Origin of the sequence: Silvania hatchlandensis (assembly GCF_025564065.1) — a bacterium.
In the GTDB taxonomy this organism is placed as follows: domain Bacteria; phylum Pseudomonadota; class Gammaproteobacteria; order Enterobacterales; family Enterobacteriaceae; genus Enterobacter; species Enterobacter hatchlandensis.
The window spans coordinates 74,134-97,855 of record NZ_JAMGZK010000035.1; the positions used below are offsets into that span (position 1 = coordinate 74,134).

Here is a 23,722-nt window from a genome sequence, read left to right on the forward strand (position 1 = left end):
TGCCTTTTTTGTTTGTCCAGAGCCTATTTATGCGAGTTTCTGCATGTTCTGGGCTGACAATTGCCCCGGTTTCTTGTCACAATACGCCTTTATGCGCAGCGGTCGGGATTTGCCGTTAGCGTGAGGTCACCTGTCACCTACAGCGGAGTGTGGTTACACCATGATGGACAGCTTACGCACGGCTGCTAACAGTCTCGTGCTCAAGATTATTTTCGGTATCATTATTCTGTCGTTCATTTTGACCGGCGTGAGTGGTTACCTGATTGGCGGTAGCGCAAACTACGCCGCACAAGTGAATGGCCAGGAAATCAGCCGTGGGCAGTTCGAGAATGCATTTGCCGGTGAACGTAACCGCATGCAGCAACAACTGGGCGAACAGTTCTCTGAACTGGCGGCAAATGAAGGCTATATGAAAACGCTGCGTCAGCAGACGCTAAATCGTCTCATTGACGAAGCGCTGATGGATCAGTACGCCAGAGACCTTGGTCTTGGGATCAGCGATGATCAGGTGAAGAAGGTAATTTTCTCCACCGCGGCTTTCCAGACGGACGGCAAGTTCGACAACAACCGCTATAACGCCATCATCAGCCAGATGGGGATGTCGGCCGATCAGTACGCTCAGGCGCTGCGTAACCAGCTGACGACTCAGCAACTGATTAACGCCGTTGTGGGAACCGATTTCATGCTCAAGGGCGAAACTGACGAACTGGCGGCGCTGGTTTCTCAGCAGCGCGTCGTGCGTGAAGCCACTTTCGACGTTAACGCGCTGGCTGCAAAACAGCAGGCGAGCGACGAAGAAGTGAACAGCTACTACGAGCAGAACAAAAGTAACTTTATGGCGCCTGAGCAGTTCCGCGTGAGCTACATCAAGCTCGATGTGGCAGCAATGCAGGGCGACGTATCGGATGCGGATATCCAGTCTTACTACGATCAGCATCAGGATCAGTTCACTCAGCCACAGCGTAACCGTTTCAGCGTGATTCAGGCTAAAACCGAAGCTGATGCGCAAGCTGCTCTCGACGAGCTGAACAAGGGCGCTGATTTCGCAACGGTCGCGAAAGAGAAATCCACCGACATTATCTCTGCCAAAAACGGTGGTGACATGGGCTGGCTGGAAGACGCTACTACGCCTGAAGAGCTGAAAAACGCCGGCCTGAAAGAGAAAGGCCAGCTGTCAGGGGTGATCAAATCGTCCGTGGGCTTCCTGGTCGCACGTCTGGACGACGTTCAACCGGCAAAAACCAAGCCGCTGGCTGACGTGCGCGATGAAATCGCCGCGAAAGTGAAGCAGGAAAAAGCACTGGATACCTTCTATGCGCTGCAGCAGAAGGTGAGCGATGCGGCCAGCAATGACAACGAATCGCTGGCCGGTGCTGAGCAGGTTGCAGGCGTAAAAGCTGTTGAGACCGGCTGGTTCGGTCAGGACAGCCTGCCGGAAGAGCTGAACTTCAAACCGGTTGCCGATGCTATCTTCAATGGTAGCCTGGTGGGCGAGAACGGGAGCCCGGGCAGCAACTCTGACATCATCACTGTTGATGGCGATCGTGCCTTTGTGCTGCGCGTGAGTGAGCACAAGCCGGAAGCGATCAAGCCGCTGGATACTGTGAAAGATCAGATCGTCGCGCTGGTGAAACATAACAAAGCTGTTCAGCAGGCGAAGCTGGATGCTGAGAAGCTGCTGGCCGAATTGAAAGCCGGTAAAGGTGACGACGCGCTGAAAGCCGCGGGCCTGAGCTTCGGCGCCGCGAAAACGCTGAGCCGCACCGGTCAGGATCCGATTAGCCAGGCCGCATTCGGCCTGACCCAGCCGGCAAAAGACAAACCGAGCTTCGGTATCGCTAACGATATGCAGGGCAACGTGGTGGTTCTGGCACTGGACGAAGTGAAAGCGGGTACCATGCCGGAAGAGCAGAAGAACGCGATGGTGAAGGGGATTACGCAGAATAATGCCCAAATCGCTTTCGAAGCGCTGATGAGCAACCTGCGTAAAGAAGCCAAAATCAAGCTGGGCGATATCATTACTCAACAGCAGTAATTACGTCACTGCTCGCAGATTTTCGCAACGTACTGCAATAACAAAAGGCCGCTTTCGCGGCCTTTTCCATTTCTGCAATCTGCTGTTTGTTCTCCAAATGCGGCCCGCTTATTGTGATGTGGCTGTCAACAAACAAGGAGATAACAGCATGAAACATGGAATCAAAGCCCTCTTTATGACGCTTGCCCTCGTCACGGTGGGAATGAGCCACAGCACGCTGGCGGCCACTCAGGCGGGTAAAACGCAGACCACGCAAAGTAAGGTCGAGGCGTCTACACCCAAGCCGCCGGAGGCGAAAGCCCCCACAGGCGGCAAAACTGCAGAGGCATCAGGGGAGCGGGTAAGCATTAACGCCGCGTCGGCAGAAGATCTGGCGCGGGTAATGAACGGCGTGGGTCTGAAAAAAGCGCAGGCGATAGTCAGCTACCGTGAAGAGTACGGTCCCTTCAAAACACTCGACGACCTGACGCAGGTTCCCGGCATTGGCGGGTCGCTGGTGGAGCGGAATCTCGCGCATCTGATGCTGTAATAACTTGCACAGTGGCAAAAATTTGCCAGGATAAAGAGGTCATACCAGTTATGGCCTCTGAATCTTATAAATAACAACCCTGAAGGTTATTGTGCTATGCAGACCCAAATCAAAGTTCGCGGCTTTCATCTTGACGTTTATCAGCATGTTAATAACGCCCGTTATCTCGAGTTTCTTGAAGAGGCGCGTTGGGATGGGCTGGAAAACAGCGACAGTTTTCAATGGATGACGGCGCAGCGCATCGCGTTTGTCGTGGCGAATATCAATATTAACTATCGCCGTCCAGCCGTGCTCAGCGATGTGTTGACCGTGACCAGTCAGCTTCAGCAGTTAAACGGCAAAAGCGGTGTGCTAAGTCAGGTCATTACGCTAGAGCCCGAAGGGCAGGTGGTGGCGGACGCGTTAATTACCTTTGTCTGTATCGATCTGCGCACGCAAAAAGCGCTGCCGCTGGAAGGGGAGTTGCGTGAAAAACTGGAGCAGCTAATTAAATAACCCACTGCGAGGGCCGGGCGAAAAAGCTTTTCACCCGGCAACATGACGGTTACTTAAGACCGGTTTTGTTTTTCAGGGCCGACATCACCGACGGCTTATCCGCCAGGTACTGATTCAGGCCGTTGGCCCGCAGGTTACAGGCGGCGCACTGACCGCAGCCATCGCCCTGAATACCGTTATAGCAGGTCAGCGTTTCGCTACGCACCAGTTCCAGCTTGCCCCAGTAGTCCGCCAGTGCCCAGGTTTCGGCCTTGTCGAGCCACATCAGCGGCGTTTCAAAGCGAATATCTTTCGCCATTCCGAGGTTCACCGCGTGGTTGAGAGCCTTCACAAACTCATCCCGGCAGTCCGGGTAGCCGGAGAAATCGGTTTCGCACACGCCGGTGATCACCGCTTCGGCCTGGACCTGATACGCATAGATGGCGGTCAGCGTCAGGAAGAGGATGTTACGTCCCGGCACGAAGGTATTAGGAATGCCATCTGCATTCGGCTCATAGTCCGGCACCGGGATGCTATCGCGCGTCAGGCTGCTCACCGCCAGTTCGTTTAACAGAGTGACATCCAGAACCTTATGCGCCCGCGCGCCGAGTTGGACCGCCAGTTTCTGTGCAACCTTGATCTCTTCGCTATGGCGCTGGCCATAGTCAAACGTCACACAATGGACTTCATCATACTGATGTAAAGCCTGAACCAGACAGGTGGTGGAATCTTGCCCCCCACTGAACACAACAACGGCACGTTTCATTATTCTTTCCAACTTTGACGAGTAAAGACGCATGGTAACGTCTGCCCGTGACGGCGACCAGCTTCTTCACGCTTTCGGGGCCGGTAGCCAGGCTTCGGTAAAGTTAAACCAGCCGCGCGGGTTGAGCCGGATGCCATTCACCCCCGGCGGGGCGCTGATTTGGTACTGATAGTTAAACAGCGGCGTCAGCACCGCGCTCTCCATCAGTCGGGCGAAGACTGCTTTTAATCCCTGATGGCGTTCTTCGGCATCGGGTCGGGACTGAACGGCATCCAGGGTTGCCATCAGATGGGCAAACTGCGGTGCGCTGAGCAGATGCGGCCACAGCGCATCGCAGCGTAACCACTGTTCAAGGGTATATTCCGGCGCTTCGCCAATTAACCGATCGCCCATCATGATATCGGCATCAGCAAGCGACGTGCAGCCATCCCAGTTTTTGGCATCATGAAAAATCACCGTCAGCTGACATCCTTCCTGCGCCAGATAGCGCTTGAGCTGTTCAGCCATGGTATGTAACTCCACCGGCAGGTGATATGCCAGGGTCAGCGTCTCGGGCAGGGGGATACACTGTGCCTGCGGCCATTGGGGAATGGTCCATCCCGGCAGCAGTTCCTGCGTTGGGGTGATCAGGTTTTCGTCCAGCGGCAGCGTATGCAGCAGCGACGACTGATGAATGATCTCCACCAGCCTGCGGGCCTGCATTTCGCTGAGCCGTCCGCTCTGTTTCAGCGTGAGGTAACAAAAGCCAAGGCTGATACTGTTACTGACCAGCCGTAAACTGGCGAGTTCTTCCGGCTCGCCAATGGCAATTTGTACCGGATGACGGCAGCTGGTGCCTAAATCCTGGTCAAACAACTGGGGGGTGATCCAGAATTCGATCGCTTTCAGCAGCGGATGCCCCAGATGGTACTGCTCGTGGCTTTCCAGCCGGACCAGATCCGGGTCGAACAGGGTCAGCCGAAACGGTCCGCTGCCCGTCAGCGGCTGTTCCGGGTGCGCCAGGCGACTGCAATAGCTTGCCAGACGGTGCGCCAGCCAGTAGTCCGGCTGATGCAGCACAAACGTCAGGCACTGAGGATGCGTCAGCTCGATCTGCTTTACGCTGTTAAACAGTTTGCGCAGCGCGGGCAGGGTCAGCAGCATCATCAGCCGTTTCTGCAGTTGGCCCGTCTCGATCTTGTCGCCCGTATGCCAGTGCAGCGTGGAGCGGATGTAAAAATGCCAGCGTAACCCGTCAGCAGAAATCTCCCAGTGATGGGCCAGATCGCCAGTGGGTTCGCTGTAGGTGTCGTTAAAGCGCGTCAGCCCGGAAAAAATTTCTCCCACCAGATGCTGTTCTGCGCGCCCCGGTAAAAAGCCCGGATGCAGCGGGTCGAGCGGGCGATAGTAGGGAATACGCAGCGTAGGGGTGTTGTTCTGCCACTGTCCGCCCAGAAAAGGGTGCAGCAACGCGCGCAGCGCCTGGGGGGCAAGCTGGGCCAGCTCCAGCGCATTATGCTGCTGACCGCTTTTTAGCGCCTCTTCCATCATTGCATTGCGTAACGACTCCGGCGTCACGTGAAAGCGCAGGTCGCCGCGCTTTCCGCGTCCGGACTGCGCGTGCCAACTTAGCCAGCCTGCATCCTGCGCCTGACGCAAAAGTGTGCGCACATGACGTTCACTGCAAAAGCAGCGGCTGGCCAGTTCGGCCACGGTCACCTGTTGCGGCCCACCTGCTGAGGGTTGCCACAGTCGTTGGTACTGATTGAGTCGATTAAGCAGTCGCATATAAAAACCCGGAACAATAATGTTCAACTATTCAGTATTACTTCCGTATATATCACGCAATACTGATGCACAAGTTAAAACCCTTCACATTTTCGGGAGCACTATGGCGCGGTTGGCTGCATTTGATATGGACGGCACCTTATTAATGCCGGACCACCGTTTAGGCGACAAAACCCTGAGTACGCTGAAACGGCTGCACGAGCGCGACATCACGCTCACCTTCGCCACCGGACGACATGTGCTGGAAATGCGCCATTTGATGGGCGCGCTATCGCTCGACGCGTTCTTGATCACCGGCAACGGGACGCGCATTCACTCGCTGGAAGGGGACGTACTCTATCGCCAGGATCTGGCGCCGGACGTTGCCGAACAGGTCTTGCATACCAGCTGGGACACTCAGGCCAGCATCCACGTTTTTAACGATACCGGCTGGCTGACCGGCCAGGAAATTCCGGCCCTGCTCGAGGCGCATGTTTACAGCGGCTTCCAGTATCAATTGACCGACCTGCGCCGGATCCCGGCCCACGCGGTGACCAAAATCTGTTTTTGCAGCGATCACGACGATCTGTGCCGTCTGCACATTCAGCTCAACGAGGCGTTGGGCAGCCGCGCACACCTGACCTTCTCCGCGCTGGATTGCCTGGAAGTGCTGCCGGTGGGATGCAACAAAGGTTCCGCCCTGGCGGTGCTGAGCGACCATCTCGGCTTCAGTATGCAGGAGTGCATGGCGTTTGGTGATGCCATGAATGACCGGGAGATGCTGGGCAGCGTCGGCCGCGGCTTGATTATGGGCAATGCGATGCCGCAGCTGATGGCTGAACTCTCGCATTTGCCGGTTATTGGACACTGCCGTAATGAAGCAGTGTCCCATTTTCTAACTCATTGGCTGGACACACCCGATCTTCCTTATTCCCCCGAATAGTGAGACCCTTCCAGCAAGCCAGACGAATGTCTGGCTTTTTTTATTTTAGCAGTCGGGCAATTTCTGCCGACCACGGCGTCACATCGCCAATGTTAGCCTTTACCCACTCTGCGTTGTAATAGGTATCCAGATAGCGCTCACCGCTGTCGCACAACAGGGTGACGATGGAGCCAGTTTGCCCCGCCTCGCGCATCCGCGCGGCCAGTTGTAACGCGCCCCACATGTTGGTGCCGGTAGAGGCGCCGACTTTACGGCCCAGCTGCGTTTCCAGCCAGTGGGCGGTGGCGACGCTGGCGGCATCCGGCACCCGCAGCATCTCGTCGACCACATCGGGAATAAACGACGGCTCGACGCGCGGGCGGCCAATCCCTTCAATTTTGCTGCCCACCGGGCTGCGCAGGGAGAGATCGCGCTGCTGCCAGTAATCCAGGAATACCGAGTTTTGCGGATCCACTACCATCAGGCGCGTATCGTAGCCCTGACAACGAATATAGCGGCCAATGGTGGCTGAAGTCCCGCCCGTACCGGCGCTCATTACGATATGGGCGGGCACCGGGTGAGGTTCGCTCTGCATCTGACGGAAGATACTGTCGGCAATATTGTTATTGCCGCGCCAGTCCGTCGCGCGTTCGGCGAAGGTGAACTGGTCCATATAGTGGCCATTCAGCTCGCGGGCCAGCATCTCTGAGGCGGCATAGATTTCGCAGGCGCTCTCTACGAAGTGGCAGCGGCCGCCGTAGAATTCAATCTGTTCGATCTTACGTTTAGCGGTACAGGACGGCATCACGGCAATAAAGGGCAGGCCCAGCAGACGCGCGAAATAGGCCTCAGAGACGGCGGTTGAACCGGATGACGATTCAATAATGGTGGTGCCTTCATTGATCCAGCCGTTACATAGCCCGTACAGGAACAGCGAACGCGCCAGACGGTGTTTAAGGCTGCCGGTAGGGTGAGTGCTTTCGTCTTTCAGATAGAGCTGAATACCCGCAAACCCCGGCAGAGCAAGGCGAATGAGGTGCGTATCGGCCGAGCGCTGATAATCGGCATTAATTTCACTGATGGCGTGTTTAACCCAGGTACTCTTCATTGCAGTGTTCCGTTTGTCATTTTGTGCCCAGCATAGCGAAAAACACAGAAAAAATTGTTGCTATCTGACCTTTAAAATACAATGTCAGGAGAAAAATTTTCTCTACGGGGTGGGTATGCTAGATAAAATTGACCGTAAGCTGCTGTCCTTGCTGCAAAGTGACTGCACCCTCTCTTTGCAGGCGCTGGCGGATGCCGTTAATCTGACTACCACACCCTGCTGGAAACGCTTAAAGCGCCTTGAAGATGAAGGCATCCTGCTGGCGCGCGTGGCCCTGCTGGATCCCGAAAAACTGGGGCTTGGATTGACTGCGTTTGTTCTGATAAAAACGCAGCATCACAGCAGTGACTGGTACTGCCGGTTCGTTACCGTGGTATCCGATATGCCGGAAGTGCTGGGCTTCTGGCGCATGGCGGGCGAATACGACTACCTGATGCGCGTTCAGGTGGCGGACATGAAACGCTATGATGACTTCTATAAACGGCTGGTGAACAGCGTGCCCGGTCTGTCGAATGTCACCTCCAGCTTCGCGATGGAACAGATAAAATACACCACCGCCTTACCCATTGAATAACTGCCGGATTACAATCCTCAGGAATAGACCGCGTGCGATTATTTGCTCAGTTAAGCTGGTACTTTCGCCGGGAGTGGCAACGCTACCTCGGCGCAGTGGCCCTGCTTATTATCATTGCCATTTTGCAGCTCATCCCGCCAAAAGTGGTGGGCTACGTCGTGGATGGCGTGACCGAACAGCATTACACCACCGCACGGGTGATGATGTGGATTGGCACGCTGGTGCTGACCGCCATCGTCGTCTATCTGCTGCGCTACGTCTGGCGTGTGCTACTGTTTGGTGCCTCCTATCAGCTTGCGGTAGAACTGCGGGAAGATTTTTATCGTCAGCTCAGCCGCCAGCACCCGGAATTTTATCTGCGCCACCGCACCGGCGATCTGATAGCCCGTGCCACCAATGACGTTGACCGGGTGGTGTTTGCCGCCGGGGAAGGGGTGCTGACGCTGGTGGATTCGCTGGTGATGGGCTGTGCGGTGCTGATCGTGATGTCCACCCAAATCAGCTGGCAGCTGACGCTGCTGGCCCTGCTGCCGATGCCGCTGATGGCGCTGGCGATCAAACGCTATGGCGATCAATTGCATCAGCGCTTCAAGCTGGCGCAGGCGGCGTTTTCATCCCTGAACGATCGAACCCAGGAAAGCCTGACCAGCATCCGGATGATCAAAGCTTTTGGCCTGGAAGATCGTCAGTCGGCGCTGTTTGCCGCCGATGCTGCTGATACCGGTGCCAAAAACCTGCGCGTGGCCCGCATCGATGCCCGCTTTGATCCCACTATTTATATCGCCATCGGCACCGCCAACCTGCTGGCGATTGGCGGTGGCAGCTGGATGGTGATTAACGGCTCCCTGACGCTCGGGCAGCTGACCAGCTTTGCCATGTATCTGGGGCTGATGATCTGGCCGATGCTGGCTCTGGCCTGGATGTTTAATATTGTTGAGCGCGGGAGCGCCGCCTACAGCCGCATACGCGCCATGCTTGCCGAAGCACCGGTGGTGAATGACGGCAGCAAAACGGTGCCGGAAGGGCGCGGCGAGCTGAACGTGGCTATTCGCGCGTTCGCCTATCCGCACAGCGAACAACCTACGCTCGAAAACGTGCACTTTACGCTGCAGCCGGGGCAAATGCTGGGCATCTGCGGCCCGACGGGCGCGGGGAAAAGCACCGTGCTGTCGCTTATCCAGCGCCACTTTGATATCGACCAGGGCGAGATCCGCTTCCACGATATCCCGCTCACGCAGCTGCAGCTAGACAGCTGGCGCAGCCGTCTGGCGGTGGTCAGCCAGACGCCATTCCTGTTCTCGGATACCGTCGGCAACAACATTGCGCTGGGTTGCCCGCAGGCGACCCGGGAAGAGATCGAGCACGTGGCCCGCCTCGCCAGCGTGCATGAAGACATCCTGCGCCTGCCGCAGGGTTATGAAACCGAGGTCGGGGAGCGGGGCGTGATGCTCTCCGGCGGGCAGAAACAGCGTATTTCCATCGCCCGCGCGCTGCTGCTGAATGCCGAAATCCTGCTGCTGGATGATGCGCTCTCTGCTGTGGACGGACGTACCGAACACCAGATCCTGCACAATTTGCGCCAGTGGGGAGAAGGGCGCACGGTGATCATCAGCGCGCATCGGCTGTCGGCCCTGACCGAAGCCAATGAAATTCTGGTGATGCAGCACGGGCACATCGCCCAGCGCGGCGAGCATGAACAGCTGGCTGAACAGCCGGGATGGTATCGCGATATGTATCGCTATCAGCAACTGGAAGCGGCCCTCGATGACGCGCCAGAAATCAATGAGGAGGCCGCCGATGCGTAGTTTTTCCCAGCTGTGGCCAACCCTTAAGCGCCTGCTGGCCTACGGTTCACCGTGGCGCAAACCGCTGTCGCTGGCGGTGGTGCTGCTGTGGGTCGCCGCGATTGCCGAAGTGAGCGGGCCGCTGCTGATCAGCTACTTTATCGACAATATGGTGGCCAAAAGCTATCTGCCGCTGGGGCTTGTCGTCGGGCTGGCGGTCGCTTATATCGGCTTGCAGCTGCTGGCGGCCGGGCTGCATTACGTCCAGTCGCTGCTGTTTAACCAGGCCGCCGTCGGGGTGGTGCAACAGCTGCGAACCGACGTGATGGATGCTGCGCTTCGCCAGCCGCTGAGTGAATTTGACACTCAGCCGGTCGGGCAAATTATCTCCCGCGTCACCAACGATACGGAAGTGATCCGCGATCTGTACGTCACGGTGGTGGCGACGGTGCTGCGCAGTGCGGCGCTGGTGGGGGCCATGCTGGTGGCGATGTTCAGTCTCGAGTGGCGAATGGCGCTGGTGGCGATGGCGATCTTCCCGGCGGTAATGATCGTGATGATCATCTATCAGCGTTACAGCACTCCGATTGTGCGGCGTATGCGCGCCTATCTGGCGGATATCAACGATGGCTTTAACGAAGTCATCAACGGTATGAGCGTCATTCAGCAGTTCCGTCAGCAGGCGCGATTTGGCGAGCGAATGGGTGAGGCCAGCCGGTCGCACTATATGGCCCGCATGCAGACGCTGAGGCTGGACGGTTTTTTGCTGCGCCCGCTGTTAAGCCTGTTCTCTGCACTGGTGCTGTGCGGCTTGCTGATGCAGTTTGGCTTCGCCGCAGGCGGGACCATTGAGGTTGGCGTACTGTATGCCTTTATTAGCTATCTGGGGCGGCTTAATGAACCGCTGATCGAGCTGACCACCCAGCAGTCGATGTTGCAGCAGGCAGTGGTCGCCGGTGAGCGCGTCTTTGAGCTGATGGACCGACCGCGTCAGGCCTACGGGAATGACAATCGCGACCTGCAAAGCGGCACTATCGAGTTTGAGAATGTCTCCTTTGCCTATCGCGAGGATCGGCTGGTGCTGCAGGATATCAACCTGACGGTGCCGTCGCGCAGTTTTGTCGCACTGGTCGGGCATACCGGCAGCGGGAAGAGCACCCTCGCGAGCCTGCTGATGGGCTACTACCCGCTGACCGAAGGCGAAATTCGTCTGGACGGTCGCCCGCTGGAGACCCTGAGTCACGCCACGCTGCGTAAAGGGGTGGCGATGGTGCAGCAGGATCCGGTGGTGCTGGCCGATACTTTCTTTGCCAACATCACCCTGGGCCGCCCGTTTACGGAGGAGCAGGTGTGGGAAGTGCTGGAAAAAGTCCAGTTGGCGGCGCTGGCACGCGGCCTGCACGACGGCATTCACACCCGACTGGGCGAGCAGGGTAATAATTTGTCGGTCGGGCAAAAGCAGCTTCTGGCGCTGGCTCGCGTCCTGATTGACACCCCGCAGGTGCTTATCCTCGACGAAGCAACGGCCAGCATCGACTCCGGTACCGAACAAGCCATCCAGCAGGCGCTGGCGGCGGTGCGCGAGCACACCACGCTGGTCGTCATAGCCCATCGCCTGTCTACAATTGTAGAGGCGGATACCATTCTGGTGCTTCATCGCGGACAAGCGGTTGAGCGCGGCACCCACAAGCAACTGCTTGAGGCGAAAGGCCGTTACTGGCAGATGTATCAGCTGCAGTTGGCAGGTGAAGAGCTGGCCGCCAGTGTGCGGGAGGAGTCGCTCAGCGCCTGATGCACTAAAAACAGGCAACTTACCGGCCGCTGAAACGGTTGGTGCAAAAATGAAACGCATCATGCACTGTCATGGTGCGTTTTTTTTCGCCAGTTATTCGCGACGCCTCGTATTCCCGCTCTTTTCACTTTTGGCACACCGCTTGCAATACCTGATCTGTTCGCAAGCCAATACCGAATTCTGACTGGAGGGGATATATGAAGCTGGTTACCGTGGTAATCAAACCATTCAAACTTGAAGACGTGCGTGAAGCGCTGTCTTCCATGGGTATTCAGGGTCTGACCGTCACCGAAGTGAAAGGCTTTGGTCGACAGAAGGGGCATGCGGAGCTGTATCGCGGCGCCGAATACAGCGTCAACTTCCTGCCAAAAGTGAAGATTGACGTGGCGATTGCCGACGATCAGCTGGATGAAGTTATCGACGTGATTAGTAAAGCAGCCTACACCGGCAAAATTGGCGACGGCAAAATTTTCGTTGCTGAGCTGCAACGCGTTATTCGCATTCGTACGGGTGAAGCCGACGAAGCGGCACTGTAAAACACCTGGCACACAGTGATAGGGATCAAAAAGATGAACACAACAACACTTAAAGCAGGTCTGGGGTCTCTGGCACTGCTGCCAGGACTGGCAATGGCTGCCCCTGCGGTGGCCGACAAAGCCGACAACGCCTTTATGATGATTTGCACCGCGCTGGTGCTGTTTATGACTATTCCGGGGATTGCGCTGTTTTACGGCGGCCTGATCCGCGGCAAAAACGTCCTCTCCATGCTCACCCAGGTGACCGTGACCTTTGCGCTGGTCTGCGTGCTGTGGGTGGTCTACGGTTACTCGCTGGCCTTCGGCGAAGGCAATGCCTTCTTCGGCAGCTTTAACTGGGCAATGCTGAAAAATATCGAACTGACCGCCGTGATGGGTAGCTTCTATCAGTACATTCACGTGGCGTTCCAGGGCTCCTTCGCCTGTATCACCGTCGGGCTGATTGTCGGCGCGTTGGCGGAACGTATTCGTTTCTCTGCGGTGCTGATCTTCGTAGTGGTATGGATGACGCTCTCCTATGTGCCGGTGGCGCATATGGTCTGGGGGGGTGGTCTGCTGGCCGCACACGGCGCGCTGGACTTTGCAGGCGGTACCGTTGTTCACATCAACGCCGCGGTGGCGGGCCTGGTGGGTGCTTACCTGATTGGCAAACGCGTCGGTTTTGGCAAAGAAGCCTTCAAACCGCACAACCTGCCGATGGTCTTTACCGGTACCGCGATCCTCTACTTCGGCTGGTTTGGCTTTAACGCCGGTTCCGCAAGTGCCGCTAACGAAATCGCTGCGCTGGCATTCGTGAACACCGTCGTGGCGACCGCAGGTGCAATCCTCGCGTGGATCTTCGGTGAGTGGACCGTGCGCGGTAAACCTTCCCTGCTGGGTGCCTGTTCTGGTGCGATTGCCGGTCTGGTCGGTATCACCCCAGCCTGTGGCTTTGTGGGTGTCGGCGGGGCGTTGATCATCGGTCTGGTGGCGGGTCTGGCGGGTCTGTGGGGCGTAACCGCACTGAAACGTGTACTGCGCGTTGATGACCCTTGTGATGTGTTTGGTGTGCACGGCGTATGCGGCATCATCGGCTGCATCATGACCGGTATCTTCGCCTCAACGTCGCTGGGCGGTGTGGGTTACGCAGAAGGTGTCAGCATGGGTCATCAGGTTCTGGTCCAGCTGGAAAGTATCGCTATCACGGTAGTCTGGTCGGGTGTGGTCGCCTTTATCGGCTACAAACTGGCGGACATGACGGTGGGTCTGCGTGTTCCGGAAGAGCAGGAACGCGAAGGTCTGGACGTCAACAGCCACGGCGAGAACGCGTACAACGCTTAAGTAAAAGCAAACGGCAACCTGAAGGTTGCCGTTTTCTTCTTTGCACCCTCTCCCTGTGGGAGAGGACCGGGGTGAGGGCATCAGATCGCATGCTTTTATCCCCGGTTACGCATTACCCCTTCCTGCACCGTCGATGCCACCAGCACACCCTCCTGGGTATAGAACTCACCGCGAACAAATCCGCGCGCGCTCGACGCCGAGGTACTCTCCACGCTGTACAGCAGCCATTCGTTCATATTGAACGGACGGTGGAACCACATGGAATGGTCGATGGTCGCCACCTGCATGCCTTTCTCAAGGAAACCGACCCCGTGCGGCTGCAGGGCAACCGGCAGGAAGTTGAAGTCCGAGGCATAGCCGAGCAAGTACTGATGGACGCGGAAGTCTTCCGGAACCGTGCCGTTTGCGCGGATCCACACCTGACGTGCGGGCTCAGCAGGGTGCCCCTTCATCGGGTTATGGAACTCAACCGGGCGGATCTCCAGCGGTTTATCGCAGAGAAACTTCTCTTTAAGCTGCGGGGGCAGCAGGTGCGACAGCGCGCGGGCAATGTCGGTTTCTGAACGCAGGTCGTCCGGCGCAGGCGCAGGCGGCATGCTTTTCTGATGCTCATATCCCGGCTCTGGCGCCTGGAAAGAGGCGGTCATATAGAAAATCGGTTTGCCGTTCTGGATGGCGGCAACGCGACGGGCGCTGAAGCTGTTGCCATCGCGCAGGACTTCAACGTCATACACGATCGGTTTTTGGCTGTCACCGGGGCGTAAGAAGTAGCTGTGAAACGAATGCACCAGACGGTCTTCCGGCACCGTCTCTTTGGCGGCATAAAGGGCCTGGCCTACAACCTGGCCGCCAAAAACCTGGCGCAGACCCAAATCTTCGCTTTGTCCCCGAAAGAGTCCTTCTTCAATTTTTTCCAGGTTTAATAATGTCAGCAGATTGCCTAGTGCTTGACTCATAGTCGTCCTCAATGAATACGCCGTGGCGAAAGATAGGCAGAGTATAACGCAGAATAGCAAGTGGTCCGATGGGTGCAATAATCTGAATAACGAGGCGATTCCAGGCATAAATAATTGCTATGTGCCACACTTACTTTCGTTATCTTTATGTTAGCCACTCATCTGGCGGTATCGATCCCGCTGGTGCATTGATGATAAGGAGAACTCAATGAAACTCGTGCACATGTTAAGTGGTTTAGCGGTAGCGGTTGCTCTTTCTGCCTGTGCGGATAAAAGTGCAGACATTCAGACGCCAGCGCCAAACCCTAACACTTCTGCCGCGACGACGGCGCCCGTTATTCAGCAGCCAAATGTTTCAGGTACGATCTGGATCCGTCAGAAAGTGGCATTGCCACCGGATGCGGTATTAACCGTGACCTTATCTGACGCTTCGCTGGCGGATTCCCCGTCAAAAGTGCTGGCGCAGAGCGCGACGCGTACTGAAGGTAAGCAAGCCCCGTTTAAATTTGAACTGCCGTTTAACCCGGCAGATGTCCAGCCTAACGCGCGTATCCTGCTGAGTGCGGCGATCAGCGTAAACGACAAGGTTGTGCTGATGACCGATATCGTGAAGCCGGTCATTAATCAGGGCGGTACGAAAACCGATCTGGTGCTGGTGCCCGTTCAGCAGACTGAGCTCCCGCTTCAGCCATCCGGCGGAGCCGTCAATACGGTTCCTTCGACCTCACCAACCCAGGTTAATCCGTCTTCGGCAACGCCTGCCCCGACCCAGCTTTAACTCGTACGCCCCTCATTGTGAGGGGCGGTTCAATAGCGCCAGCGGTAGCGCAGCAAATCTATCTGCCCACTCCCCGAAACCTGCACCCCTTCAGACAGCAGCGCCTGACGCTGGCGCTGGAGATCCGGGCCGGTTAAGGAAATGGCACCGCTGCGGTTAACCACCCGATGCCAGGGGAGGGTGCTGCCTTCCGGCAGACGTTTTAGTACGCCTCCGACCTGTCGCGCCGCACGCGGTGAACCCGCAAGACGTGCAACCTCGCCGTAAGTGGTCACCGTGCCTTCGGGGATAGAGGCCACTATCTGCCAGACTCGCTGAGGAAAAGTATCGTGCTGGTCCATTTTTACTCCTGTGTGGAGCTTAAGAATAAGGATTACCTGACCAGATGGGAAGAAAGCGCGCACTCTGTAAACGTTTTGGGTAATAAACCATCACCCGGACGCGGTTAACTTGCAATTGCCATCCTGTACAGTGATAATGCGCCAGCGCGTTGGTTAACAACGCTCTCAATGGGGGCTCTGTTGGTTCTCCCGCAACGCTACTCTGTTTACCAGGTCAGATCCGGAAGGAAGCAGCCAAGGCAGACGACGTGTGTGCCGGGATGTAGCTGGCAGGGCCCCCACCCATTTCTGGGTATCAATCATCAAGACGCGCCAGGCGTCGCCATCCAGTCACTCCCCTTAAACACAATAGCCCTGATAAACATACGTATATTTTATCTTTTCATCCCTGCCTTTTTATTTTCGCGATTGTCATCATACTGAAATATGGCTGTCATTATTTTGTCATAAATGTTGTGCAGTGTGAGTGTGACATTTTTATGATATATAAGCAGAGAATATATATCTGGATAATAATGTTAACTTCGTGTATTAAATTAAGAAATTATTGCCAGGGATGTGAAAAACATGACGACTGCGGTCCTGAACGTAAAGATTGACGAAGCGTTAAAAGAAAGACTTCGTCATTATGCTGAAGTAAACAATGAGAATTTAAGCGTTACCACAGAGAAACTGCTGTTACTGGCATTCGCGGCAGCAGAAGAGGCGGGAGTAACGGAAGAAGATATCGATAATCAGCACACGGAAGAAGAGAACGTAACCCCATTTACTCCTAAAGAAATCAAAGCATTACGTAAAATTCTGAAGAAGAGAAAATGAAACAACATCAGCAAACCACCGCCAGTGACTACTCAGAAGCCTGCCTGCTTCTGCGCTCTGGCTATGTCAAACATGTCCGCCTTGGCTGGGATGTTGGCAGTGATGAGTTCTTTCGAATTGCGTCTGACTGGTGTGATACCGGCGCAAAAATAAAGAAAGAAGGCGATAATTTTGTTATTTCGCTCAAAGGTTTTCCTATTCCTGCTCAGCACTGATCGCCCGCTGCTGAAAATGTCTGACTGTAATCATTACAGTCAGACGTTTTTAACATCCTGCTCCCCGTCATTTGTGCAATTGCTCACCCTTTCTTGTAATAAATATCAGCATTGCAGTCACCTTTGTTAAGCGCAGAGATTAAACCAGCATTTGCTTTAATGATTGCTCGCTTTTATTGATGCCCAGCCACAGCGGTTTAAGCCGCAGCAGCGCACTCTCCAGCTCGGCAGGTTCGAGTGAAAAAGGCATCCGCAGATAGCGATCAAAGGCCCCGGAAAGACCAAAGCGCGTACCGGTCCCCAGATGAATACCGGCAGCCTCTGCACGCGCGGCCAGCTGGGTAGCCAGCATATCCGGCAGTTCAATCCAGAATGAAAGACCGCCCTGCGGCATCTGAAAGCGCCAGTCCGGAAAATGTTCCCTGAGCAGCGCCGCACAGCGATCCCGCCGCTCACGCAGCATCAGCCGCCGGGCGGGTAAAAATGTGTCGCTGTTGTCGATAAGCCACAGAGTCGCCAGCTGTTCCAGCAGAGGGGAGCCCAGATCGAGCGTATCGCGGGTCTGGGCAAGGGTGGCGATAGTCCGTGCCGGAGCGCGAATCCAGCCCAGGCGCAGACCGCCCCAGAAGCTTTTTCCCGCTGAACCCAGGGTGATAACCGTGCCGTTCGGGCAGAAGGCCGCCAGCGGCGGCGGTGGGGGGGCATCGAACCACAGATCGACCATGGTTTCATCCACCACCAGCGTGGTGCGTGACCGGGCGGCAACCGCCGTAATGGCCTGGCGGGTGCTCACATCCATGCAGCGCCCCGTGGGGTTGTGAAAATCGGGCATCAGGTACGCCAGGCGCGGCGCAGTCTGGGCGAGGATGGCGGCAAAGCCGTCGCTGTCCCAGCCGGTCTGCGGCAGCGACACGCCGACCGGTCGGCACGAGGCCCCCTGGATGGCGGCGATCGCCAGCGGATAGGTAGGGTGATCCACCACCACCCGGTCACCCGGACCGGTGAGCATGCGCAGCACCAGCGCCAGCCCGCTGACGGCACCGTTCACTACCATCACTTCTTCTGCCCGGGTGGGCAAACCGCGTGCCGTATAGCGTGCAGCGATGGCCTCGCGCAGGGCCAGGAGCCCCAGCTGATCGTAGCCGGTTTGCGTCAGATGCTGCGTAATGGCGGTCAGCGCGTGGGTATACGCCTGATGGATCTCCGGCCCGGCACCCAGCGCGGCGGTAGAAAGATCCAGCGCCGCGCTGGCATGGGCGCGGGTAGGGAGCGTCCGTGTGTCGGGCAGGATCACCCGCGATCCGCTTCCGTGTCGGCTTTCAAGATAACCTTCATCCCGCAGGTGCCCGAGGGCGCTGCTGATGGTGGTCCGGCTGACGTCCAGAGTTAAGGCCAGCTCGCGCTCGCCGGGCAGACGGGTATCCAGCGCCAGCCGCCCGTCAAGGATCAGCAGGCGCAGCGCGTCGGCCAGCTGTCGCCAGAGCGGAATACGGGAGGCGCTCTGCTGCCAGTGACCCAGCAGGCGAGCTAACGACTGACTTCCAAATCGACGTGATGACATATGCAGTCCACTTTTTCAAAACTGGACATTAATCATAGTGCCATTTCAGGTAATGATGAAAGCAGAGACCATCGAAGAGAGAAACACCATGTCGCGTCGATTACTGCAGCTTTATGTCGGATTGAGCCTGTACGGGCTGTCTACGGCGATGTTTATTCGGGCGGATCTGGGCGCCGATCCGTGGAACGTGTTCCATCTGGGGGTGGCGAAGCTGCTGGCGATGGATATCGGCACCATCATGATCCTCACCGGTGCGCTGGTGCTGCTGTTCTGGATCCCGCTGCGACAGCGCCCGGGCCTTGGCACCATCAGTAACGTGATTGTCATTGGGCTGGCCGCCGATGCGTGCCTGTCCCTGATCCCCACTCTCGATTCACTGCTGGCGCGTAGCGTGCTGCTGGCGGCAGCGGTGATCGTCAATGCGCTGGCGACTGGCATGTACATAGGTGCAGGCTTTGGTGCCGGACCGCGTGACGGCCTGATGACCGGGATCAATGCCCGTACCGGCTGGTCGGTGCGTAGCGTGCGCACGGCAATTGAAATCTCCGTTCTGCTGATTGGCTGGGCGTTGGGCGGCACGTTTGGCGTGGGAACCGTGCTGTATGCGTTGAGCATTGGCCCACTGATCCAGATCTGCCTGCCGTGGTTTCGTCAGCGGCCGAAGGTGATCATCGCCCCAGAACCGGAACGCGTTGTCTGAATTTGCGAAGCGCTCACAAGCTTTGTGCGCCGGGGTGTGACAAAATAGTCGCACCCGTGATCGCAACGCAGACTCCATGAAAGCCATAACCCTTTACGACGTCGCCCGCCTGGCGGGCGTTTCTTATCAGACCGTTTCACGCGTCATTAACGATGCAGCGCATGTCTCCGCCCGTACCCGGGAAAAAGTGCAGCAGGCGATGGCTGAACTGCACTATGTTCCCAATCGCGGGGCTCAGCAGCTGGCGGGGAAACGCACCCGTACGCTGGGGCTTATCACTACCGATCTGGCCCTGCATGCGCCGTCACAAATTGCCTCGGCGGTCAAATCCCGCGCGGGCGAACGCGGTGCGAGCGTCCTGATCTCAATGGTCGAACATCCCCAGCAGTGCCTGGCGGCAGTGCAGGAGCTGCTGGCGCAGCGGGTCGAGGGCTTACTGGTTAACGTGCCGCTGGAAGATAAGCAGGCAGAGGATCTGCAGGCGCAGGCCGGTTCGGTGCCGGTGTTATTTCTGGATGTCTCGCCCACCGCCCGGGTGCATAGCCTGGTGTTTGACGCACAGCAGGGGGCTACGCTTGGGGCGCAGCATCTGCTGGCGCTGGGCCATCAGCGGATCGCCCTGCTCGGCGGGCCGCAAAGTTCGGTCTCCGCGCGGGCACGCCTTGCGGGCTGGCTGTCGGTTCTGAGTGCGGCGGGTGTGGAACCCTGCGCTGTTGCTCAGGGCGACTGGAGTGCCGCCTCGGGGTATGAAAAAGGCCATCAGCTGCTGGCGGCGGCCACGCTGCCGCAGGCCATTCTGGTGGCAAACGATCAAATGGCACTGGGCGTGATGCGCGCCTGTGCAGAGAAAGGGGTCGCTGTTCCCGGGCAGCTGTCGGTGGTCGGTTTTGACGATACCGCCGACAGCGCATGGTTTACCCCGCCGCTGACCACTGTCCGTCAGGCGTTTCGCGAAGCCGGACTGCGCAGCGTCGAGTGGCTGCTGGCCCGGCAGGGGCAAACCGAGCCCGCGCAGATGCAGATCCCGGTGATGCTGGTGGAGCGCCATTCCACGGCCCGCCACGGCGTGCCGCAGGGCAGCGAAGAGCTGGCCCAGCAGCTAAAATCCCTGGCGATCCTCGCCGAGCAGCTGGCGCGTCGCTAAGACTTTTGTGATCGTCATCGCTTTGCCGCGTTCTGCTGCTTTACCCTGCAACCCTGTCAGGGCATTGTAGAGAAAATTGTGAGCGCTTCGCAAAGAGGTAATTATGTCCCATCCTGCTCCGCTGACTCTCAGCGCCCTGATCACTCGCCGTGACTGGGAAAATCCCGGTGTCACCCAATGGAATCGACTCGCCGCGCATGCGCCGCTTAACAGCTGGCGTGAAGAGATAGCTGCGCGGGAAGAAGGCCGGACGGCTTCCACCCGCTCGCTAAATGGCGACTGGCAGTTCAGTTTCTTCAGCGCCCCGGAGCAGGTTCCCGACGGCTGGACGGTAGAAGACTGCGCGGATGCCGTCACGATGCCAGTGCCCTCTAACTGGCAAATGCAGGGCTTCGATACCCCGATCTACACCAACGTCACCTATCCCATTGCCGTTACGCCGCCGTTTGTTCCGGCCGAAAACCCCACCGGTTGTTACTCGCTCACATTCGATATGGACGCCAGCTGGCTGGAAAGCGGCCAGACGCGGCTGGTGTTTGAAGGGGTCAATTCGGCATTTTATCTCTGGTGCAACGGCCAGTGGGTGGGTTATTCCCAGGACAGCCGTCTGCCTGCGGAATTTGACGTCAAGACCTTCCTGCGGTCGGGCAGCAACCGGCTGGCGGTGATGGTGCTGCGCTGGTGCGACGGCAGCTATCTTGAGGACCAGGACATGTGGCGGATGAGCGGAATATTCCGCGACGTGACCCTGCTGCATAAGCCTGACACTCACATCGCCGATTACCATGTCGTCACGGAACTCAATGCCGATTACGACCGCGCCCGGCTCCAGCTGGGGCTGACCCTGGGCGGGACGGACTATACCGACTGCAAGGTCGACTTTACGCTCTGGCGTGCCGGAGAGCGCGTCTCCAGCGTCACCGGGCATCCGGGGTCGGCGGTGGTCGATGAGCGCGGTAACTGGCAGGAGCGCGTAAATGTCTCGATGCCGGTGGCTGAACCGGCCCTCTGGAGCGCCGAAACGCCGGAACTCTATCGCTTAACCATTGTGCTGCGCGATGGGCAGGATCAGGTGCTTGACGTTGAAGCCTGCGACGTCGGTTTCCGTCAGGTCGAAATCAGTAACGGCCTGCTGAAACTCAACGGCAAACCGCTGCTGATCCGCGGGGTGAACCGTCATGAACACCATCCTGAGAACGGGCAGGTGATGGATGAAGCCACCATGCGCCGCGACATCGAGCTGATGAAGCAGCACAATTTTAACGCCGTGCGCTGCTCGCATTATCCTAATCACCCGCTCTGGTACCGGCTGTGCGACCGCTACGGGCTGTACGTCGTGGATGAGGCCAATATCGAAACGCACGGCATGGTGCCAATGAGCCGCCTGGCTGACGATCCACGCTGGCTGCCGGCGATGAGCGAGCGCGTAACCCGTATGGTGCAACGTGACCGTAACCATCCGTCGATCATCATCTGGTCGCTGGGGAATGAATCGGGTCACGGCGCTAACCACGATGCCCTGTACCGCTGGGTGAAGACCACCGATCCGACGCGCCCGGTGCAGTACGAAGGAGGCGGCGCCAACACCGCCGCGACCGACATTGTTTGTCCAATGTATGCCCGCGTCGATCAGGATCAGCCCTTCCCGGCGGTGCCGAAATGGTCGATTAAAAAGTGGATCGGCATGCCGGATGAAACGCGCCCGCTGATCCTCTGTGAGTACGCCCACGCAATGGGCAATAGCTTTGGTGGCTTCGCCAGTTACTGGCAGGCCTTCCGTAAACACCCGCGCCTGCAGGGCGGGTTCGTCTGGGACTGGGTTGACCAGGCACTGACGAAGCACGATGAGCAGGGTAATCCGTTCTGGGCCTACGGCGGTGATTTTGGTGATACCCCTAATGACCGGCAGTTTTGTCTGAACGGGCTGGTTTTCCCGGATCGTACGCCGCATCCTGCCCTGTTTGAGGCCCAGCGCGCGCAGCAATTTTTCACCTTTACGCTGCAGAGCCACTCGCCGCTGGTCGTCGAGGTGCACAGCGATTATCTGTTCCGCCCGACGGACAACGAGCAGCTGCGCTGGTCTGTGGTTCGTGAAGGGGAGGTGCTGGCAACGGGCGAGACGGTACTTGATATCGCGCCACAGGGCGTTCAGCGGCTGGCGATCACCCTGCCACAGTGGGATGCCGCACCGGGTGAGGTTTGGCTGAATGTGGAAGTCTGGCAGCCGGCGGCCACGCCGTGGTCCGCGGAAAACCATCTGTGCGCCTGGGACCAATGGTCGCTGCCTGCGCCATTAACGATCGCCCCGCCGACGCCAGCGGGAGAAACGCCGCAGCTGAAGGAAGAGAGCGATGGGCTGGTGGTCACGCATCAGCAGCAGCGCTGGGCGTTTAGCCGCATTAGCGGAAACCTGACTCAGTGGTGGCGAGCGGGCGAGGCGACGCTGCTGTCGCCGCTCTGCGATAACTTTACCCGCGCCCCGCTGGATAACGATATCGGCGTCAGCGAAGCCACGCGCATCGACCCGAACGCCTGGGTGGAGCGCTGGAAGGCGGCAGGGATGTACAACCTGACACCGCGTCTGCTGCAGTGCGACGCTGAACAGCTGGCGCAGGCAGTGACTATCGTTACCCTGCATGCCTGGGAGCACGAGGGCCAGGTGCTGTTCCTGAGCCGTAAATGCTGGCGTATTGATAGCCTCGGGGTGCTGCACGGCGACGTGGAGGTGCAGGTGGCAAGCGATATGCCTGAACCGGCACGCATCGGCCTGAGCTGCCAGCTGGCGCACGCGCCACAAACGGTGAGCTGGTGTGGATTGGGGCCGTATGAGAACTACCCTGACCGTAAGCTGGCCGCCCGTCAGGGACGTTGGGAACTGCCGTTGGCAGAATTGCACACGCCGTATATTTTCCCGACGGAAAATGGCCTGCGCTGTGATACCCATGCTCTGAACATCGGTCACCACCAGCTGCGCGGTGATTTCCACTTCGGCGTAAGCCGCTATAGCCAGACGCAGCTGCGTGAGACAACCCATCACCATCTGCTGCGCGAAGAGCCCGGCTGCTGGCTGAATGTGGATGCGTTCCATATGGGCATCGGGGGCGATGACTCGTGGAGTCCCAGCGTGTCGCCGGAGTTCATCCTGCAGAATAAGAGGCTGCATTACACCTTTATCTGGCAGCAGAACTAAACTTAATCGGCTGAGGCGGCTGCACCATGTGGCCGCACATTCACTTCGGAGGTTTATCTGATGAAGTATGTCGATGGTTTTGTGGTGGCCGTTCCCGCACAAAATAAGGAGGCTTATCGCGAGATGGCTGCGAAAGCCGCGCCGCTGTTTAAAGAGTTTGGCGCGCTGCGTATTGTTGAGTGTTGGGCAGATGACGTGCCCGACGGCAAATTAACTGACTTTCGTATGGCCGTGAAAGCGGAAGAGGGCGAAGAGGTGGTTTTCAGCTGGATCGAATACCCGTCGAAAGCGGTTCGCGATGAGGCGAATCAGAAGATGATGAACGATCCCAGAATGAAAGCCTTTGGTGAATCGATGCCGTTTGATGGCAAACGGATGATCTACGGCGGCTTCTCTCCCCTGCTCGACGAGTAAGCGTCAATTCCGGCGGCC

General features: G+C 57.6%; 22 protein-coding genes and 1 other RNA gene. 17 read left to right on the top strand and 6 right to left on the bottom strand.

Annotation, left to right across the window (positions count from 1 at the left end):
• Nucleotides 1-160: 160 nt before the first annotated feature.
• The 3 genes from ppiD (at nucleotide 161) to M8014_RS02205 (ending at nucleotide 3,059) form a co-directional block, all read left to right on the top strand.
• A complete protein-coding gene (gene ppiD / locus M8014_RS02195; RefSeq protein ID WP_271280929.1) occupies nucleotides 161-2,035 on the top strand; it encodes a peptidylprolyl isomerase in 1,875 nt (624 codons plus the stop codon).
• A 148-nt stretch (nucleotides 2,036-2,183) separates the two neighbouring features.
• A complete protein-coding gene (locus tag M8014_RS02200; protein WP_271280930.1) occupies nucleotides 2,184-2,564 on the top strand; it encodes a helix-hairpin-helix domain-containing protein in 381 nt (126 codons plus the stop codon).
• 96 nt (nucleotides 2,565-2,660) lie between these two features.
• Nucleotides 2,661-3,059, top strand: a complete 399-nt coding sequence (locus M8014_RS02205) for a YbgC/FadM family acyl-CoA thioesterase (protein WP_271280931.1) — start codon at nucleotides 2,661-2,663, stop codon at nucleotides 3,057-3,059.
• 49 nt (nucleotides 3,060-3,108) lie between these two features.
• Here the strand turns inward: M8014_RS02205 and queC are convergent, their stop codons facing one another.
• Together queC and M8014_RS02215 are read right to left on the bottom strand one after the other, a co-directional pair.
• A complete protein-coding gene (gene queC / locus M8014_RS02210; RefSeq protein ID WP_271280932.1) occupies nucleotides 3,109-3,804 on the bottom strand; it encodes a 7-cyano-7-deazaguanine synthase QueC in 696 nt (231 codons plus the stop codon).
• Nucleotides 3,805-3,870: 66 nt separating this feature from the next.
• Entirely contained in the window at nucleotides 3,871-5,571 is a 1,701-nt protein-coding gene (locus tag M8014_RS02215) for an SgrR family transcriptional regulator (protein ID WP_271280933.1), read from the bottom strand.
• 103 nt (nucleotides 5,572-5,674) lie between these two features.
• Between M8014_RS02215 and cof the strand changes: the two genes are divergently transcribed.
• Complete coding sequence (gene cof / locus M8014_RS02220; RefSeq protein ID WP_271280934.1) at nucleotides 5,675-6,493, top strand: HMP-PP phosphatase; 819 nt, start codon at nucleotides 5,675-5,677, stop codon at nucleotides 6,491-6,493.
• A 40-nt stretch (nucleotides 6,494-6,533) separates the two neighbouring features.
• Here the strand turns inward: cof and M8014_RS02225 are convergent, their stop codons facing one another.
• Nucleotides 6,534-7,580 (bottom strand): PLP-dependent cysteine synthase family protein, encoded by a 1,047-nt coding sequence (locus M8014_RS02225; RefSeq protein WP_271280935.1) that lies wholly within the window; start codon nucleotides 7,578-7,580, stop codon nucleotides 6,534-6,536.
• A gap of 115 nt (nucleotides 7,581-7,695) precedes the next feature.
• Here M8014_RS02225 and M8014_RS02230 point away from each other — a divergent pair, with 115 nt between their 5' ends.
• The 5 genes from M8014_RS02230 to amtB all read left to right on the top strand — a co-directional run bounded on the left by M8014_RS02230 (nucleotide 7,696) and on the right by amtB (nucleotide 13,586).
• Nucleotides 7,696-8,154: an Lrp/AsnC family transcriptional regulator gene (locus M8014_RS02230; RefSeq protein WP_271280936.1), complete on the top strand. Its 459-nt coding sequence runs from the start codon at nucleotides 7,696-7,698 to the stop codon at nucleotides 8,152-8,154.
• A gap of 32 nt (nucleotides 8,155-8,186) precedes the next feature.
• Complete coding sequence (locus M8014_RS02235; protein WP_271280937.1) at nucleotides 8,187-9,959, top strand: SmdA family multidrug ABC transporter permease/ATP-binding protein; 1,773 nt, start codon at nucleotides 8,187-8,189, stop codon at nucleotides 9,957-9,959.
• Nucleotides 9,952-11,730, top strand: coding sequence for a SmdB family multidrug efflux ABC transporter permease/ATP-binding protein (locus M8014_RS02240; RefSeq protein ID WP_271280938.1), 1,779 nt, complete (start codon nucleotides 9,952-9,954; stop codon nucleotides 11,728-11,730). The genes M8014_RS02235 and M8014_RS02240 overlap by 8 nt, the downstream gene beginning before the upstream one ends.
• 197 nt (nucleotides 11,731-11,927) lie before the next feature.
• Nucleotides 11,928-12,266 (top strand): P-II family nitrogen regulator, encoded by a 339-nt coding sequence (gene glnK / locus M8014_RS02245; protein ID WP_032616849.1) that lies wholly within the window; start codon nucleotides 11,928-11,930, stop codon nucleotides 12,264-12,266.
• Nucleotides 12,267-12,299: 33 nt separating this feature from the next.
• Nucleotides 12,300-13,586 (top strand): ammonium transporter AmtB, encoded by a 1,287-nt coding sequence (amtB, locus tag M8014_RS02250; protein WP_271280939.1) that lies wholly within the window; start codon nucleotides 12,300-12,302, stop codon nucleotides 13,584-13,586.
• A 95-nt stretch (nucleotides 13,587-13,681) separates the two neighbouring features.
• Here amtB and tesB read toward each other — a convergent pair whose 3' ends face one another.
• Nucleotides 13,682-14,542 (bottom strand): acyl-CoA thioesterase II, encoded by an 861-nt coding sequence (gene tesB / locus M8014_RS02255; protein WP_271280940.1) that lies wholly within the window; start codon nucleotides 14,540-14,542, stop codon nucleotides 13,682-13,684.
• A gap of 208 nt (nucleotides 14,543-14,750) precedes the next feature.
• On the opposite strand from tesB, the gene M8014_RS02260 reads away from it, so the two are divergent.
• The gene (locus tag M8014_RS02260; protein ID WP_271280941.1) at nucleotides 14,751-15,320 is read left to right on the top strand and encodes a YbaY family lipoprotein; all 570 of its coding nucleotides are present in this window, start codon (nucleotides 14,751-14,753) and stop codon (nucleotides 15,318-15,320) included.
• 29 nt (nucleotides 15,321-15,349) lie between these two features.
• Here M8014_RS02260 and M8014_RS02265 read toward each other — a convergent pair whose 3' ends face one another.
• Nucleotides 15,350-15,661 carry an MGMT family protein gene (locus M8014_RS02265; RefSeq protein WP_418939592.1) on the bottom strand — a complete coding sequence of 104 codons (312 nt, stop codon included), beginning with the start codon at nucleotides 15,659-15,661 and terminating at the stop codon, nucleotides 15,350-15,352.
• Nucleotides 15,662-15,839: 178 nt separating this feature from the next.
• Between M8014_RS02265 and ffs the strand changes: the two genes are divergently transcribed.
• The 3 genes from ffs to M8014_RS02280 all read left to right on the top strand — a co-directional run bounded on the left by ffs (nucleotide 15,840) and on the right by M8014_RS02280 (nucleotide 16,695).
• An RNA gene (ffs, locus tag M8014_RS02270) (signal recognition particle sRNA small type) lies at nucleotides 15,840-15,936 on the top strand.
• Nucleotides 15,937-16,228: 292 nt separating this feature from the next.
• Nucleotides 16,229-16,480, top strand: coding sequence for a hypothetical protein (locus M8014_RS02275; RefSeq protein ID WP_271280942.1), 252 nt, complete (start codon nucleotides 16,229-16,231; stop codon nucleotides 16,478-16,480).
• Nucleotides 16,477-16,695: a hypothetical protein gene (locus M8014_RS02280; protein WP_271267747.1), complete on the top strand. Its 219-nt coding sequence runs from the start codon at nucleotides 16,477-16,479 to the stop codon at nucleotides 16,693-16,695. Before M8014_RS02275 ends, M8014_RS02280 begins: the two co-directional genes overlap by 4 nt.
• A 139-nt stretch (nucleotides 16,696-16,834) precedes the next feature.
• Here the strand turns inward: M8014_RS02280 and yczR are convergent, their stop codons facing one another.
• Complete coding sequence (gene yczR, locus M8014_RS02285; RefSeq protein WP_271280943.1) at nucleotides 16,835-18,256, bottom strand: MocR-like transcription factor YczR; 1,422 nt, start codon at nucleotides 18,254-18,256, stop codon at nucleotides 16,835-16,837.
• Nucleotides 18,257-18,344: 88 nt separating this feature from the next.
• Between yczR and yczE the strand changes: the two genes are divergently transcribed.
• The 4 genes from yczE (at nucleotide 18,345) to M8014_RS02305 (ending at nucleotide 23,704) form a co-directional block, all read left to right on the top strand.
• Nucleotides 18,345-18,956: a membrane protein YczE gene (gene yczE / locus M8014_RS02290; RefSeq protein WP_271280954.1), complete on the top strand. Its 612-nt coding sequence runs from the start codon at nucleotides 18,345-18,347 to the stop codon at nucleotides 18,954-18,956.
• Between the two features lie 76 nt (nucleotides 18,957-19,032).
• The gene (locus tag M8014_RS02295; RefSeq protein ID WP_271280944.1) at nucleotides 19,033-20,100 is read left to right on the top strand and encodes a LacI family DNA-binding transcriptional regulator; all 1,068 of its coding nucleotides are present in this window, start codon (nucleotides 19,033-19,035) and stop codon (nucleotides 20,098-20,100) included.
• Nucleotides 20,101-20,203: 103 nt separating this feature from the next.
• On the top strand, nucleotides 20,204-23,290 hold the full coding sequence (locus tag M8014_RS02300; RefSeq protein WP_271280945.1) for a beta-galactosidase: 3,087 nt from the start codon (nucleotides 20,204-20,206) through the stop codon (nucleotides 23,288-23,290).
• Nucleotides 23,291-23,350: 60 nt separating this feature from the next.
• Entirely contained in the window at nucleotides 23,351-23,704 is a 354-nt protein-coding gene (locus M8014_RS02305) for a DUF1428 domain-containing protein (protein ID WP_271267752.1), read from the top strand.
• Nucleotides 23,705-23,722: the final 18 nt, after the last annotated feature.